The following is a 15328-nucleotide window of genomic DNA, read 5'->3' on the forward strand; positions in this document are numbered from 1 at the left end:
ATCGAAGCCTATACTGCGATCCAGACAAACCACCTCTGTATCCAGACAATATGGCCAAGCACAACGTACGCCTTCCGGATTTTCCCCGGCTGCCGAGCCCGGTGTACTTTCGCTATTCGGATTTCGCGCCCGACACCGAGTGCACCCCGCACCAGCACTTCTGGGGTTCGCTGGACTATTCGGCCAGCGGCGTGATGCGCATGGAAGTGGCCGGTAACCGCTTCATGTCGCCGCCGCAATACGCGGTGTGGGTGCCACCCCACACCGAACACAGCTCCTACAATGCCGAGGCGATCGTCTATCACTCGGTGGGGCTGGCGCCGGAACTCTGTGAGCGGCTGCCGCAACAGCCTTGCACCCTGGCCATCAGCGATATCCTCAAGGCCATCCTCAGCGATTTCGCCCAGCGTGACGTGAACATGCCGCAGACCGACGCCGACATTCGCCTGGCCCAGGTGCTGGTGGACCAGCTCAAGCAGGCGCCGATCCACGATTGCTTCCTGCCTTACGCCCGTCACCCCGGCCTGCTGGGCGTACTGGAAGGCCTGCAGGCCGACCCTGCCGACAATCGCCCCCTGGCTCACTGGGCAGAGCAAGTCCACGTGAGCGAACGCACCCTGGCTCGCCTGTTTGTGCGGGAGCTGGGCATGAGCTTCGGCGAGTGGCGCCAGCGCCTGCGCTACCTGGCGGCCATTGAAGCCCTCGACAGTCAGCGCAGCGTGCAACATGTCGCATTTGATCTGGGCTACAGCAGCGCTTCGGCCTTTATCGCCATGTTCCAGCGCCAGGCGGGCTGCACCCCAGAGCAATACCGGCGGACGCATATCCGTAGTCGGTGAAGATGTAACAGGCTTTGACTACACTACCCGGTAGGCCGTGCCCTCCTGCACGGCAACAGGGAGAAAACTCCATGAAGATGCTGCGAATTCCGTTGTTGATGATGGGCCTGCTGCTGTGTTCCCAAGGTTTTGCCGCCACCGCCCAGCAAAATAAAATGACCACCTGCAATGCCGAAGCGACCACCAAGACGCTCAAGGGGGACGAGCGCAAGGCCTTCATGAAGACCTGCCTGTCCGCCCCGGCGGCCAATGACGCCAAGACCCTGACGCCGCAGCAGCAGAAGATGAAGGATTGCAATGCGTCGGCGAAAACCAAGGCGCTGACTGGCGATGCGCGCAAAACCTTCATGAGCACCTGCCTCAAAGGCAGTTGAGTAGGCGAATCCCCTGTGGGAGCGGGCTTGCTCGCGAAAGCTGTTTTTCGTTCAACACCTCAGTGACTGAACCCCCGCTTTCGCGAGCAAGCCCGTTGCCACGCTGACAAGTTTGCAACACCAAGACCTCTCGCTTGATTCCTTCAAGGCTGGCAGACTGCCCATCCTTTAACGCCGTTCGTTTTGAGGCTGTATGCCAACGTTTTCTCAGCGTCACGTGATATTGCTGGCCAGCTACATCATCATTTTCGGCGGACTGCTGCTGGTGCTGCCGCTCAAATTGTTGCCCAGCCTGCTGGCCGGTCTGTTGGTGTTCGAGCTGGTCAACATGCTGACCCCCCAACTGCAACGGCTGATCGAAGGCCGGCGCGCGCGCTGGCTGGCGGTGGCGCTGCTCGGCACCTTGATCGTCAGTGTACTGACCCTGATCTTCGCCGGTGCCATCAGCTTCCTGCTCCACGAAGCGGAAAACCCCGGGGCTTCCCTGGACAAATTCATGGGCGTGGTCGACCGCGCGCGCGGCCAGTTGCCGCCGTTCATCGATGCCTACCTGCCCGCCAGCGCCGCCGAGTTCCGCGTGGCCATCGGCGACTGGATGAGCAAGCACCTGAGTGAACTGCAACTGGTCGGCAAAGACGCCGCCCACATGTTTGTCACCCTGCTGATCGGCATGGTGCTCGGCGCCATCATTGCCCTGCAGCGCGTGCCCGACTTGACCAAGCGCAAACCCCTGGCCGCCGTGCTGTTCGATCGTCTGCACTTGTTGGTCCAGGCCTTTCGCAACATTGTCTTCGCGCAAATCAAGATCGCCGCGCTCAACACCGCCTTCACCGCCGTGTTCCTCGCCGTGGTGCTGCCGCTGTGCGGGATTCACCTGCCGCTGACCAAAACCCTGATCGTCCTCACGTTCCTGCTCGGCTTGCTGCCCGTCATCGGCAACCTGATGTCCAACACGCTGATCACCATCGTGGCGCTGTCGCTGTCGATCTGGGTGGCGGTGGCGGCACTCGGGTATCTGATCGTGATCCACAAGGTCGAGTACTTCCTCAATGCGCGCATTGTGGGTGGACAGATCAGTGCCAAGTCGTGGGAGTTGTTGCTGGCGATGCTGGTGTTTGAGGCTGCGTTTGGGCTACCCGGGGTGGTGGCGGGGCCGATTTATTACGCGTATCTCAAGAGTGAGTTGAAGCTTGGGGGAATGGTTTAGAGATTGATGTTGCTTGGGCCGGCCCCTTCGCGAGCAAGCCCGCTCCCACCTTTGAACGTGTTCCAACGTTGGAACTCAGCCAAAGGTGGGAGCGGGCTTGCTCGCGAAGGGCGCACCGCCGTTCAAAGCTAACGCTCAGCAGCCGTAGCGCTTACTGGCCTCAATCGCCAACCCGCTGCCGATACTGCCAAAGATATTCCCTTCCACATGCCGCGCATTCGGCAACATCGCCGAGATGCTGTGGCGCAGCGCCGGGATTCCGCTGGAACCGCCAGTAAAGAACACGGTGTCCACCTGGGCCACGCTCACCGACGCATCGTTGAGCAATTGCGTGACGCTGTTGCGCACGCGTTCCAGCAAGCCATCGATGGCCGACTCGAACAGCGCCCGGCTCAGTTCCACGCTCAGGCCCGGTTCAACCCGATCCAGCAGCACATGGCGACTGTCTTCGTGGGTGAGTTGGATCTTGGTTTCTTCCACTTCCATGGCCAACCAGTGGCCGGCGCGCTGCTCGATCAACTTGAACAGACGGTCGATGCCGCCGGTGTCTTCGATGTCATAACGCATGCTGCCCAGCGCCAGCTGGGATTTCTGCGAGTACACCGAGTTGATGGTGTGCCAGGTGGCCAGGTTCATGTGATGGCTGGTGGGCATGTAGGCGCCGCTCTTCATGCGGCTGCCGTAGCCGAACAGCGGCATCATGCCGTTCAACGAGAGCTGCTTGTCGAAGTCGGTCCCGCCGATATGCACGCCGCCGGTGGCGAGGATGTCGCTCTGGCGGTTGTCGTTGTGGCGACGGTCCGGGGACAGGCGTACCAGGGAAAAGTCGGAGGTACCCCCGCCGATGTCGACAATCAGTACCAACTCTTCTTTCTGGATGGTGGACTCGTAGTCGAACGCCGCCGCGATCGGCTCGTACTGGAACGAGATGTCCTTGAAACCGATCTTGCGCGCCACGTCGACCAGGGTGTTTTCGGCTTCCTGGTCGGCCATCGGGTCGTCGTCGACGAAAAACACCGGGCGGCCCAGCACCACTTCTTCGAACTCGCGGCCGGCATTGGCTTCGGCGCGGCTCTTGAGCTGGCCGATAAACAGCGCCAGCAGGTCGGTGAACGGCATCGCTGTGCCGAGCACGCTGGTGTCGTGCTTGATCAGCTTGGAACCGAGCAGGCTCTTGAGCGAGCGCATCAGCCGGCCTTCGTAGTTTTCCAGGTACTCATGCAGCGCCAGGCGACCGTACACCGGGCGGCGCTCCTCGAAGTTGAAGAACACCACCGACGGCAGAGTGATCTTGTCGTCCTCCAGCGCGATGAGCGTCTCCTCGCCGGGGCGGATCCAGCCGACGGTGGAGTTGGACGTGCCAAAGTCGATACCGCAGGCACGGGCTGGGGATGGGTTTTTCATGTCTATCGGGTTCCGGTTGAAAAACGGCCGCGCAGTGTATGCCAGTCGAAGGCGGATGCGTAGGCCGACTATCCGCTAAATCGCGCTTGAAAGTTGGGTATTTGCCCCAACATCTGTTGCATACGGCAAGTGCCGATAACACTTTGACGCATACCCAGGCCACAAGACTCAACAAGTGCAATGCAGCGCACGTTGTGCCCCGGACTGTGCGATCTCGATTAAGGATGGTGAACCGCCGATGGATTTCAAAGACTACTACAAGATATTGGGCGTAGAGCCGACGGCCGACGACAAGGAAATCAAGGCGGCCTATCGCAAGCTCGCGCGCAAATATCACCCCGACGTGAGCAAGGAAAAAGACGCCGAAGCCAAGTTCAAGGATGCGTCCGAAGCCTATGAAGCGCTCAAAAGCGCCGACAAGCGCGCCGAATACGACGAGCTGCGCAAATACGGCCAGCATGGCCAGCCGTTCCAGGGACCACCGGGCTGGCAGAGCCGTGGGGGCTTTGGCGGCGGCGGTGGCGGTGAGGATTTCTCGGACTTTTTCAGTTCGATCTTCGGCTCCCGTGGCGATGCCTTCGGTGGCAGCCAACGCCGCCCTGCCGGGCGTAAAGGCCAGGACGTAGAGATGCAGCTGTCGGTGTTCCTTGAGGAGACGCTGTCAACCGAGTCCAAGCAGATCAGCTTCCAGGTGCCGCAATACGACGCCTCGGGCCGGCATGTGAGCAACACCACCAAGAGCTTGAACGTGAAGATCCCCGCCGGTGTCGTCAACGGTGAGCGTATCCGCCTCAAAGGCCAGGGCGCACCAGGTGTTGGCGGTGGGGCCAACGGTGACCTGTACCTGATCGTCAAGTTTGCGCCGCATCCCAAGTTTGAAGTGGATGGCGAAAACCTGATCATCAACCTGCCGCTGGCGCCGTGGGAATTGGCGCTGGGCGCGGAAGTGGCCGTGCCGACCCTGACCGGCAAGATCAACCTCAAGGTGCCAGCCGGCAGCCAGAACGGCCAGCGCATGCGCGCCAAGGGCCATGGCTTGTTGAACAAGGCCGGGCAGCGTGGCTTCCTGTACGTGCAGCTCAAGGCCGTGATGCCACCGGCAGGCAATGACGAGGTGAAAGCCTTGTGGCAGGAGCTGGCGCAGAAAGCTGCTTTTAATCCGCGCGAGCAGTTCTAAGGCGAAAGCGAACACTGTCCTTGTGGCGAGGGAGCAAGCGCCCTCGCCACAAGTCGTGGCCTGTTGGTTCGAGTCAGAACAGGAAATACCGCTGCGCCATCGGCAACACATCCGCCGGCTCACACCACAGCAGCACCCCATCGGCCTTGACCTGGTAGGTCTGCGGGTCCACCTCGATATCCGGCAGGTAATCGTTGTGGATCAGGTCGGTTTTCTGCACGTCGCGACACCCTTTGACCACCGCGATCTGTTTCTTCAACCCCAGGGCTTCGGGCAAACCGGCATCCTGCGCAGCCTGGCTGATAAAGGTCAGGCTGGTGGCATGCAACGAGCCGCCGAAGCTGGCGAACATCGGGCGGTAGTGCACCGGCTGCGGCGTGGGGATCGAAGCGTTGGCGTCGCCCATCAGGCTTGAGGCAATCGCGCCGCCCTTGAGGATCAGGGTCGGCTTGATGCCAAAGAACGCCGGGCGCCACAGTACCAGGTCGGCCCACTTGCCCACTTCGATCGAACCGACGATATGGCTCACACCGTGGGTAATCGCCGGGTTGATGGTGTACTTGGCGATGTAGCGCTTGGCGCGGAAGTTGTCGTTGCCGGGACCATCGCCAGGCAAGGCGCCGCGCTGTTTTTTCATCTTGTCGGCGGTCTGCCAGGTACGTGTGATCACCTCACCGACCCGGCCCATGGCTTGGCTGTCGGAGCTGATCATGGAGAACGCGCCGAGGTCGTGCAGGATGTCTTCGGCGGCAATGGTCTCGCGGCGAATGCGGCTTTCTGCGAAGGCCACGTCTTCGGCAATGCTCGGGTCCAGGTGGTGGCAGACCATCAGCATGTCGAGGTGTTCGTCGATGGTGTTGCGAGTGAAGGGCCGCGTTGGGTTGGTGGAACTCGGCAGCACGTTCGGGAAGCCGCAGGCCTTGATGATGTCCGGTGCGTGACCGCCACCTGCACCTTCGGTGTGATACGTGTGGATGGTACGGCCCTTGAGCGCGGCCAGGGTGGTCTCGACGAAACCGGACTCGTTGAGGGTGTCGCTGTGGATCGCTACCTGCACATCGTATTGATCGGCAACGCTCAGGCAATTGTCGATGCTCGCCGGGGTGGTGCCCCAGTCTTCATGCAGTTTCAAACCGATGGCGCCGGCCTTCACCTGTTCGATCAGAGGCTCCGGCAAGCTGGCGTTGCCCTTGCCGGTGAAGCCGATGTTCATCGGGAACGAGTCACTGGCCTGGAGCATGCGCGCCAGGTGCCACGGGCCGGAGGTGCAGGTGGTGGCGTTGGTGCCCGTCGCCGGGCCGGTACCGCCGCCGATCATGGTGGTGACGCCGCTGGTCAGCGCCTCTTCAATCTGCTGCGGGCAGATGAAGTGCACGTGGCTGTCGATCCCGCCGGCGGTGAGGATCATGCCTTCGCCGGCAATCACTTCGGTGCTGGCGCCGATGGACATGGTCACGCCAGGCTGGATGTCCGGGTTGCCGGCCTTGCCGATGGCGTGGATACGGCCGTTCTTCAGGCCCACGTCGGCTTTGACGATGCCCCAGTGGTCGATGATCAGCGCGTTGGTGATCAGCGTGTCGACCACCTCATGGGCGAGCAATTGGCTTTGGCCCTGGCCATCGCGGATGACCTTGCCGCCGCCGAATTTGACTTCTTCGCCGTAGACCGTGAAGTCTTTTTCGACTTCGACGAAAAGCTCTGTGTCGGCCAGGCGGACCTTGTCACCGACGGTGGGGCCGTACATGTCGGCATAGGCTTGGCGGCTGATTTTCATGTGTGTGCCCTGAGAAATGTGTGTTGAATGTGAATCCGCTTTCGCGAGCAAGCTCGCTCCCACATGTTGAAATGCCTACTAAATATGGGAGCGGGCTTGCTCACGAAGAGGGCCTAAAGGTCACCCATGACTCGACCTGCAAACCCGAACACCCGGCGACCGCCGCTCAAATCCACCAACTCAACCTCACGGCTTTGCCCCGGCTCAAACCGCACCGCCGTGCCCGCCGGAATATTCAGGCGCATGCCACGGCTTGAGGCACGATCAAACGTCAGTGCGTCATTGGTCTCGAAAAAATGATAATGCGAGCCCACCTGGATCGGCCGATCGCCGCTGTTGGCCACGCTGAGGGTGACCGTACGGCGGCCCACGTTGAGTTCGATGTCACCAGGCTGGATCTGATATTCGCCAGGAATCATGCAGGTTGCCCCAGGGTCTTGAAGTAGATGGCGGTCGGGCTGTAGCGCCCGTCCGGGCTTTGGCAGTAGTCGGGCAGTTCACCGACCTTGATATAGCGCAGCGACTGGTAGAAGGCTTCGGCGGGTGAGCCGGCTTCGGTGTCCAGGTACAGCAAGCCGCGCTTGTGCTGGCGGGCGGCGAGTTCCAGGGTGTTCATCAGTTGCTGGCCGAGGCCATGGCGTCGCGCGCTGCTGTGTACCAGCAGCTTTTGCACTTCGGCGCGGTTGAGTCCGTTGGCTTTTTGGCACAGCGCCAATTGCACACTGGCGATCACGTGTTCGTCGCGCACCACCACCCAGAGCAACAGGCCGGCGTCTTCGATGCTGGCCTGCACGCCGCGCAAATACTCGCGGGCCTGGGCCTCGTCGAAGTCGGCCATGAAGCCGACGGAAGCGCCGTGCCTGACCGCGTCCAGCAACAACTCGATCAAGCCCAGACGATAGTGGGCAAAACTTTCCGCATTGACTCGACGCACTTGCGCGCTATTCATTGGTGTCACTCCTTGGGCGGTTCGGCGCCCGGATTCAACGCCAGTTGCATAAAGGTCAGGTCCAGCCAGCGGCCGAACTTGATACCCACTTGGGGCATCTGCCCGGTGGTGATGAATCCCTGGCGCTCATGCAGTCGGATCGAGGCCTGGTTGCCGCTCTCGATGGCGGCGACCATCACGTGTTTGCCGCAAGCGCGTGCACGCTCGATCAACGCCTCCATCAGTAACGGGCCCAGGCCCTTGCCGCGTTGGTCGCTGCGCACGTACACCGAGTGCTCGACGCTGTAGCGAAAACCTTCGAACGGCCGCCAATCGCCAAACGAGGCGTAACCAGTGACTTCACCATTTTCTACCGATACCAGGATCGGATAGCCCTGGGCGTGTCGCGCACTGAACCACGCCTGGCGGTTGCCCAGGTCCGCCGGTTGTTCGTTCCAGATCGCGGTCGTGTTCAGCACTGCGTCGTTGTAGATATCGCGGATCGCCGGCAAATCATTTTGGGTTGCGTCACGAATCATCATCAGGCCTCACGCAATCGGCTGGTGGACGGTGACCAGCTTGGTGCCGTCGGGGAAAGTGGCTTCCACCTGGATATCCGGGATCATTTCGGGGATGCCTTCCATCACTTGTTCGCGGCTGAGCAGCGTAGTGCCAAAGTGCATCAGGTCGGCCACGGTGCGGCCGTCGCGGGCACCTTCCATCAGGGCGGCGGAGATGTAGGCGATGGTTTCCGGGTAGTTGAGCTTCACGCCGCGTGCGAGGCGACGCTCGGCCACCAAGCCTGCGGTGAAGATCAGCAGTTTGTCTTTTTCCCGTGGGGTCAGGTCCATGGTTCAAGGTCCTTCATAAATTGCATGCTTAAAAACACCAGAGATCAATGTTGAATGGGTTTATGTGGGAGCCGGCTTGCTCGTGAATGCAGTGCGTCAGTCAATGCATCTGTTTCTGATCCGCCGCTTTCGCGAGCAAGCCCGCTCCCACATTTTGATCTTCATGTGCTCCAGATTCGGGGTGGAACAGCTGCGCGTTCAAGTACGGCTGGGCGTAGCAGTTTCCATAGATCAATCAACCAACCTCGCGCCAGCAGCGCTTCGCTGGCCAGGCAACGGGCGACCAGCAAGCCTGGCAGTTGGGTCAGGTCGCCGCGCACCGCGTGGGGCAGGGCGCGGCAAGTGTCGAGTAACTCAGGTTCGATATCAGCCGTCAGCAGCAACGTGGCAAACACCGGTTGCCCGTCCAGGCCGATGGGAGAGTCGAGCAAACCGTCGGCACCCACAATGCGCTGGCGTTCATGCCAGAGCAATTGGCCGTCGCGGCGGATATCCAAGTGGGATTGAAAGTGGCCCTGGTCAAAGCGCTCGCCACTGGCGGGGCGGCCGAGGGCGACCACGTCCCAGTAGAACAGGCGTGCATCGCCGTGCAGCTCGATGCGCGTGGTGAGTTCGGCCTGGGCGGCACTGAATACGATGGTTTCCTGGGGCAGCCATTCCAGCGTAGCGCCGGCTTCCACGGTAAGGTCCAACTGCTGAAACGCAGGACCCTTGGCGCGATACCACTTGGCGGCGCCGGGGCTGGTCAGTTGCGCCCAGGCACCTGCGCCGACATGGGCGCTGATGTCCAGGCGATCACCGCCGGCAATGCCGCCGGGCGGGTGAACAATGATGTGCTGGCACACCTCGGGGCCTTCGGCATACAGGTGCTTTTGCACGCGCAAGGGGCCGAGGTGGCGACGCATCACTGGCCGCGTGGTGTCGCCGAAACGCGCATAGCCGAGCTCCAGCTCGGCATGCCAGCTGGGGGTGAACAGCGCAGGAGTAACGGGCAGGTTCATGGCAGAGTGCTTATCGTTAGGAGGCTACAGATTAGATGGTTACCAAGCCGCGTACACCTTCGCTTTCCATATTTTCACCTCGGCCTTGCTGCACGATCTCACCACGGGACATCACCAGGTAGTGGTCGGCCAACTCGGCGGCAAAGTCGTAGAACTGCTCCACTAGCAGGATCGCCATATCACCGCGCTCCGCGAGCTTCTTGATCACCGCGCCGATCTCCTTGATCACCGACGGCTGGATGCCCTCCGTGGGCTCATCGAGGATCAGCAGGCGTGGGCGGCTGGCCAGCGCCCGACCGATCGCGAGCTGTTGCTGCTGCCCGCCGGACAGATCGCCGCCACGGCGGTGCTTCATTTGCAGCAAAACCGGGAACAGCTCGTAGATGAACGCGGGCACTTCCTTGGCTTCCGAACCGGGGAAGCGCGAGAGCCCCATCAGCAGGTTTTCTTCCACCGTCAGCCGCCCGAAAATCTCCCGGCCCTGTGGCACGTAGGCGATCCCTGCCTGCACACGTTGGTGCGGCTTGAACCCGGTGATGGCCTTGCCTTCCCAGTTCACCGCGCCTTCCTTGGAGGGCAGCAAGCCCATCAGGCATTTGAGCAGGGTGGTCTTGCCCACGCCGTTACGGCCGAGCAGGCAGGTGACCTCGCCGACCTTCACGTCAAAAGACAGCCCGCGCAGGATGTGGCTACCGCCGTAGTACTGGTGCAACTTGTCGACTTGCAGCATGTTCGGTTCTCCTTAGCGGCCGAGGTAAACCTCGATCACCCGCTCATTGTCCTGCACCTGTTCCAGTGACCCTTCGGCCAGTACGCTGCCTTGGTGCAACACGGTCACATGATCGGCAATCGAGCCGACAAACCCCATGTCGTGTTCCACCACCATCAGCGAGTGCTTGCCCGCCAGGCGCTTGAACAGTTCGGCGGTGAATTCGGTTTCCGCGTCGGTCATGCCCGCCACCGGTTCGTCCAGCAGCAACAGTTGTGGGTCCTGCATCAGCAACATGCCGATTTCCAGGAACTGCTTCTGGCCGTGGGACAGCAACCCCGCTTGGCGCTGTGCCGAAGCGGTCAGGCGGATGGTGTCGAGGACTTCATCGATACGGTCTTTCTGCTCGCCACTTAAGCGTGCACGCAGGCTGGCCCACACCGACTTGTCGGTCTTCTGCGCCAGTTCCAGGTTTTCGAACACGCTGAGGGCTTCGAACACCGTGGGCTTCTGGAACTTACGGCCGATGCCGGCCTGGGCGATCTGCACTTCGCTCAGGCTGGTCAGGTCCAGGTTTTCACCAAACCAGGCGGTGCCGTGGCTGGGCCGGGTCTTGCCGGTAATCACGTCCATCAGCGTGGTCTTGCCCGCGCCGTTGGGGCCGATGATGCAACGCAGCTCACCGACGCCGATGTAAAGGTTCAGGTTGTTGAGCGCCTTGAAGCCATCGAAGCTGACGCTGATGTCTTCCAGGCTCAGGATGGTGCCGTGGCGGGTGTCGAGGCCCTTGCCGGCGGCCTGGCCGAGGCCGATGGCATCGCGGCCGGCGCCTGCATCGAAAATAGGTTCAAGCATGACGTTCCTCATTTCTTCAGCAGGCCGATGACGCCCTTGGGCAGGTACAGGGTGACGATGATGAACAGCGCCCCAAGGAAGAACAGCCAGTATTCCGGAAAAGCCACGGTGAACCAGCTCTTCATGCCATTGACTACTCCGGCGCCGAGCAGCGGGCCGATCAGCGTGCCACGCCCGCCCAAGGCCACCCACACCGCGGCTTCAATCGAGTTGGTCGGCGACATTTCGCTGGGGTTGATGATGCCAACTTGCGGCACATACAGCGCCCCGGCCAAACCACACAGCACCGCGCTCAACACCCACACGAACAGCTTGAAGCCACGCGGATCGTAGCCGCAGAACATCAGGCGATTTTCCGCATCACGCAAGGCGGTCAATACCCGGCCGAACTTGCTGCGTGCCAAGCGCCAGCCGATGAACAGGCTCGCGACCAGCAGCGCCACTGTGGCGACAAACAGCACCGCTCGGGTGCCTGGTTCAGTAATACCGAAGCCGAGGATGCTGCGGAAATTGGTGAAGCCGTTGTTGCCGCCAAAGCCGGTCTCGTTGCGGAAAAACAGCAGCATTCCGGCAAAGGTCAGGGCCTGGGTCATGATCGAAAAATACACGCCCTTGATCCGCGAACGGAAGGCGAAGAAACCAAACACCAGCGCCAGTAAGCCTGGTGCCAACACCACCAGGCACATGGCCCAGACGAAGTGCTGCGTTCCGACCCAGTACCAGGGCAGCTCGGTCCATGACAAGAAGGTCATGAACGCCGGCAACTCGTCACCGGACGCCTGGCGCATCAGGTACATGCCCATGGCATAACCGCCCAGGGCAAAGAACAGGCCGTGGCCGAGGGACAGCATGCCTGCATAACCCCACACCAAGTCCAACGCAAGGGCGACGATTGCATAGCAGAGGATCTTGCCCACCAGCGTCAGGGTGTAGGCCGAGATATGAAAGGCGTTGTCCGGTGGCAACAACGACAACAGCGGCAGCGCCAGCAGCACGATCAGGATCAGCGCGCCGAGGGCAATCGTCACCTTGGGGCCGGCCTTTTGCGCGGCCGTAAGCATCAATGGCTGGTTCATCAGTCGATCACCCGTCCTTTCAGTGCGAAGAGTCCTTGCGGGCGTTTCTGGATAAACAGAATGATCAGCGCGAGGATCAGAATCTTGCCGAGCACGGCGCCGATCTGCGGTTCGAGAATCTTGTTGGCGATGCCTAAACCGAACGCCGCCATCACGCTGCCGGCCAACTGGCCGACCCCGCCGAGCACCACCACCAGGAACGAGTCGATGATGTAGCTCTGGCCCAGGTCCGGGCCGACGTTGCCGATCTGGCTCAGTGCCACGCCGCCCAGCCCGGCGATGCCGGAGCCCAGGCCAAAGGCGAGCATATCCACGCGTCCTGTAGGCACGCCGCAGCACGCGGCCATGTTGCGGTTCTGCGTGACGGCGCGCACGTTGAGGCCCAGGCGCGTCTTGTTCAACAGCAACCAGGTCAGCACCACCACGCACAGCGCGAAGGCAATAATCACGATGCGGTTGTACGGCAGCACCAGGTTGGGCAGCACTTGAATGCCGCCGGACAACCATTCGGGGTTGGACACCTCGACGTTCTGCGCACCGAACACCAGGCGTACCAACTGGATCAACATCAGGCTGATGCCCCAGGTGGCCAGCAGGGTTTCCAACGGCCGGCCGTACAGGTGACGGATCACCGTGCGCTCCAACGCCATGCCGATAGCGGCGGTAACAAAAAACGCCACCGGCAGCGCGATCAGCGGGTAGAACTCGATGGCCTGCGGCATGTAGCGCTGCATGAGCAACTGCACCATATAGGTGGAGTAGGCACCGAGCATCAGCATCTCGCCGTGGGCCATGTTGATCACGCCGAGCAGGCCGAAGGTGATTGCCAGGCCCAGGGCCGCCAACAACAGAATCGAGCCCAGGGACATGCCGCTGAAGGCCTGGCCCAGGATTTCACCGACCAGCAATTTGCGTTTGACCTGGGCCAGGCTGGTTTCCGCGGCGGTGTGCACGGCGGCATCGGTTTCAACGCCGGGGGCGAGCAAGGCTTCAAGCCGCGTGCGCGCCAGCGGGTCGCCGGTGCTGCCGAGCAACCGCACAGCGGCCAGGCGCACCACTGGGTCGGTGTCCACCAGTTGCAGGTTGGCCAGGGCCAGGCTGAGGGCGGTGTGGACACCTTCGTCGGTTTCGGCGGCGACACGCTGGTCGAGGAATTTCAGTTGCGCAGGTTGTGCGCTTTTTTGCAGGGTCTGTGCGGCAGCCAGGCGCACCTTGGGGTCGGCGGCGAGCAGTTGCTGGCTGGCGTGTACGTTGTCGATCAGGCCGCGCAGACGGTTGTTCAGGCGTACGGTTTTGGTTTCACCGTTGACGATGAGTTGTCCTTGTTGCAGAGCGTCCACCAGCTCGATGCGTGCCGGGTCAGGTTGGGCGGCCCAGTCCTGGAGGAGCTTGGCTTGTTGCGTCGGATTGGCGTTGATGAAGTCTTCGGCGTCGCTGGCGTGCGCGCCTAAGGGCAGCAACAGCAGGGCGGCGAGGATGTATCGGTAGAGGGCAGTGAGCATAAAAAAATGTCCTGATCATGCGCGGACGGTGTGGGCACTGGCTCTGTGTGGAAGCTGGCTTGCCTGCGATAGCATCGCTGCGGTGTGTCAGGTACACCGAGTTGTTTGCATCGCAGGCAAGCCAGCGCCCACATTGACCGCGCCCGACATCTGGGTTCGGTGGGGCTCAGTTGCTCTTCACGGCGTAATCCGGCTTCTTGTCATTGCCAGGGATGTACGGGCTCCAAGGCTGCGCCCGGATCGGCTCCTGGGTCTGCCACACGACAGAGAACTGCCCGTCGGCCTGGATCTCGCCGATCATCACCGGCTTGTGCAGGTGGTGGTTGGTCTTGTCCATGGTCAGGGTGAAACCGGACGGTGCGGCGAAAGTCTGGCCGGCCAGCGCTTCGCGCACTTTGTCGACGTCAGTTGACTTGGCTTTTTCCGCCGCCTGCGCCCACATATGGATGCCTACATAGGTGGCTTCCATCGGGTCGTTGGTCACGGCCTTGTCCGCGCCCGGCAGGTTGTGTTTCTTGGCGTAGGCTTTCCAGTCTGCGACGAATTTTGTGTTCACCGGATTCTCCACCGACTGGAAGTAGTTCCAGGCCGCGAGGTTGCCCACCAGCGGCTTGGTGTCGATGCCGCGCAGCTCTTCTTCACCCACCGAGAACGCCACCACCGGAACGTCGGTGGCCTTCAAACCCTGGTTGGCCAGTTCTTTGTAGAACGGCACGTTGGAGTCGCCGTTCACGGTGGAGATCACCGCGGTCTTGCCGCCAGCCGAGAACTTCTTGATGTTGGCGACGATGGTCTGGTAGTCGGCATGCCCGAACGGGGTGTAGACCTCTTCGATATCTTTATCCGCCACGCCTTTGGCGTGCAGGAACGCGCGCAGGATCTTGTTGGTGGTGCGCGGGTACACATAGTCGGTGCCAAGCAGGAAGAAGCGCTTGGCGCTGCCGCCTTCTTCACTCATCAGGTATTCCACCGCGGGGATCGCCTGCTGGTTCGGCGCTGCACCGGTATAGAACACGTTTGGCGACATCTCTTCGCCTTCATATTGCACCGGGTAGAACAGCAGGCCGTTGAGTTCTTCGAATACTGGCAATACCGATTTACGCGACACCGAGGTCCAGCAGCCGAACACCACGGCGACCTTGTCTTGGGTCAGCAATTGTCGGCCTTTCTCTGCGAACAGCGGCCAGTTTGACGCGGGGTCGACCACCACTGCTTCGAGCATCTTGCCGTTCACCCCGCCCTTGGCGTTGATCTCGTCGATGGTCATCAACGCCATGTCTTTGAGCGAGGTTTCGGAGATCGCCATGGTGCCGGACAACGAGTGCAAGATGCCGACCTTGATAGTCTCGGCGGCCTGCGCGGTCCAGGTCATGCCCATGGCGGCAATCGATGCGGTGAGTGTGAAAGCCTTGATCAAGCTGCGACGCTTCATGGTGCGATCTCCGTGACCGGTATTTTTTTATGGGTGGCAGGTGAGGGACGTTGCAGAGCTGATTGCAAGGGGTGTGCCGAAGTCTCAAAGCCTTGGAGGGACGGGGATGGATAGGCGTCGGAAACGGCGCCTTGCACCAATGTGATGCTTGATTGCGGGGCGGGGCACGGCGGTGTGCTTTTGTGGTGCCTGTTTTTTA

At 61.3% G+C, this 15328-nt stretch carries 16 protein-coding genes; 4 read left to right on the forward strand and 12 right to left on the reverse strand.

What is annotated here, in order from left to right:
- The first annotated feature begins 50 nt into the window (after positions 1–50).
- The 3 genes from AC4PS7_RS20140 to AC4PS7_RS20150 all read left to right on the forward strand — a co-directional run bounded on the left by AC4PS7_RS20140 (position 51) and on the right by AC4PS7_RS20150 (position 2420).
- Positions 51–839: an AraC family transcriptional regulator gene (locus AC4PS7_RS20140; RefSeq protein WP_010213548.1), complete on the forward strand. Its 789-nt coding sequence runs from the start codon at positions 51–53 to the stop codon at positions 837–839.
- 71 nt (positions 840–910) lie between these two features.
- Positions 911–1213: a PsiF family protein gene (locus AC4PS7_RS20145; RefSeq protein ID WP_010213547.1), complete on the forward strand. Its 303-nt coding sequence runs from the start codon at positions 911–913 to the stop codon at positions 1211–1213.
- Positions 1214–1406: 193 nt separating this feature from the next.
- Complete coding sequence (locus AC4PS7_RS20150) at positions 1407–2420, forward strand: AI-2E family transporter (protein ID WP_010213545.1); 1014 nt, start codon at positions 1407–1409, stop codon at positions 2418–2420.
- Between the two features lie 135 nt (positions 2421–2555).
- Here the strand turns inward: AC4PS7_RS20150 and AC4PS7_RS20155 are convergent, their stop codons facing one another.
- A complete protein-coding gene (locus tag AC4PS7_RS20155) occupies positions 2556–3824 on the reverse strand; it encodes an Hsp70 family protein (protein ID WP_010213544.1) in 1269 nt (422 codons plus the stop codon).
- A 238-nt stretch (positions 3825–4062) separates the two neighbouring features.
- On the opposite strand from AC4PS7_RS20155, the gene AC4PS7_RS20160 reads away from it, so the two are divergent.
- Entirely contained in the window at positions 4063–5001 is a 939-nt protein-coding gene (locus tag AC4PS7_RS20160; RefSeq protein ID WP_137205744.1) for a DnaJ C-terminal domain-containing protein, read from the forward strand.
- A 73-nt stretch (positions 5002–5074) separates the two neighbouring features.
- Here the strand turns inward: AC4PS7_RS20160 and ureC are convergent, their stop codons facing one another.
- From ureC to urtA, 11 genes are all read right to left on the reverse strand, one after another.
- On the reverse strand, positions 5075–6775 hold the full coding sequence (gene ureC / locus AC4PS7_RS20165) for an urease subunit alpha (RefSeq protein ID WP_010213540.1): 1701 nt from the start codon (positions 6773–6775) through the stop codon (positions 5075–5077).
- A 113-nt stretch (positions 6776–6888) separates the two neighbouring features.
- On the reverse strand, positions 6889–7194 hold the full coding sequence (locus AC4PS7_RS20170; protein WP_042570874.1) for an urease subunit beta: 306 nt from the start codon (positions 7192–7194) through the stop codon (positions 6889–6891).
- Positions 7191–7724, reverse strand: coding sequence for a GNAT family N-acetyltransferase (locus tag AC4PS7_RS20175; protein WP_010213537.1), 534 nt, complete (start codon positions 7722–7724; stop codon positions 7191–7193). The genes AC4PS7_RS20170 and AC4PS7_RS20175 overlap by 4 nt, the downstream gene beginning before the upstream one ends.
- A 5-nt stretch (positions 7725–7729) precedes the next feature.
- Positions 7730–8242: a GNAT family N-acetyltransferase gene (locus tag AC4PS7_RS20180; protein WP_031291419.1), complete on the reverse strand. Its 513-nt coding sequence runs from the start codon at positions 8240–8242 to the stop codon at positions 7730–7732.
- Between the two features lie 9 nt (positions 8243–8251).
- Positions 8252–8554, reverse strand: coding sequence for an urease subunit gamma (locus AC4PS7_RS20185; protein WP_010213535.1), 303 nt, complete (start codon positions 8552–8554; stop codon positions 8252–8254).
- Between the two features lie 161 nt (positions 8555–8715).
- A complete protein-coding gene (locus AC4PS7_RS20190) occupies positions 8716–9555 on the reverse strand; it encodes an urease accessory protein UreD (RefSeq protein WP_045791352.1) in 840 nt (279 codons plus the stop codon).
- A 31-nt stretch (positions 9556–9586) separates the two neighbouring features.
- Positions 9587–10285, reverse strand: coding sequence for an urea ABC transporter ATP-binding subunit UrtE (gene urtE / locus AC4PS7_RS20195; protein WP_010213533.1), 699 nt, complete (start codon positions 10283–10285; stop codon positions 9587–9589).
- Between the two features lie 12 nt (positions 10286–10297).
- Positions 10298–11131, reverse strand: coding sequence for an urea ABC transporter ATP-binding protein UrtD (gene urtD, locus AC4PS7_RS20200; RefSeq protein WP_029529256.1), 834 nt, complete (start codon positions 11129–11131; stop codon positions 10298–10300).
- The gene (gene urtC, locus AC4PS7_RS20205; protein WP_010213530.1) at positions 11128–12195 is read right to left on the reverse strand and encodes an urea ABC transporter permease subunit UrtC; all 1068 of its coding nucleotides are present in this window, start codon (positions 12193–12195) and stop codon (positions 11128–11130) included. The genes urtD and urtC overlap by 4 nt, the downstream gene beginning before the upstream one ends.
- Positions 12195–13697, reverse strand: coding sequence for an urea ABC transporter permease subunit UrtB (urtB, locus tag AC4PS7_RS20210; protein WP_042570876.1), 1503 nt, complete (start codon positions 13695–13697; stop codon positions 12195–12197). Before urtB ends, urtC begins: the two co-directional genes overlap by 1 nt.
- Positions 13698–13863: 166 nt before the next feature.
- On the reverse strand, positions 13864–15129 hold the full coding sequence (urtA, locus tag AC4PS7_RS20215; RefSeq protein WP_010213527.1) for an urea ABC transporter substrate-binding protein: 1266 nt from the start codon (positions 15127–15129) through the stop codon (positions 13864–13866).
- Between the last annotated feature and the right edge of the window lie 199 nt (positions 15130–15328).

The organism is Pseudomonas sp. DW-iso3, from assembly GCF_058725305.1.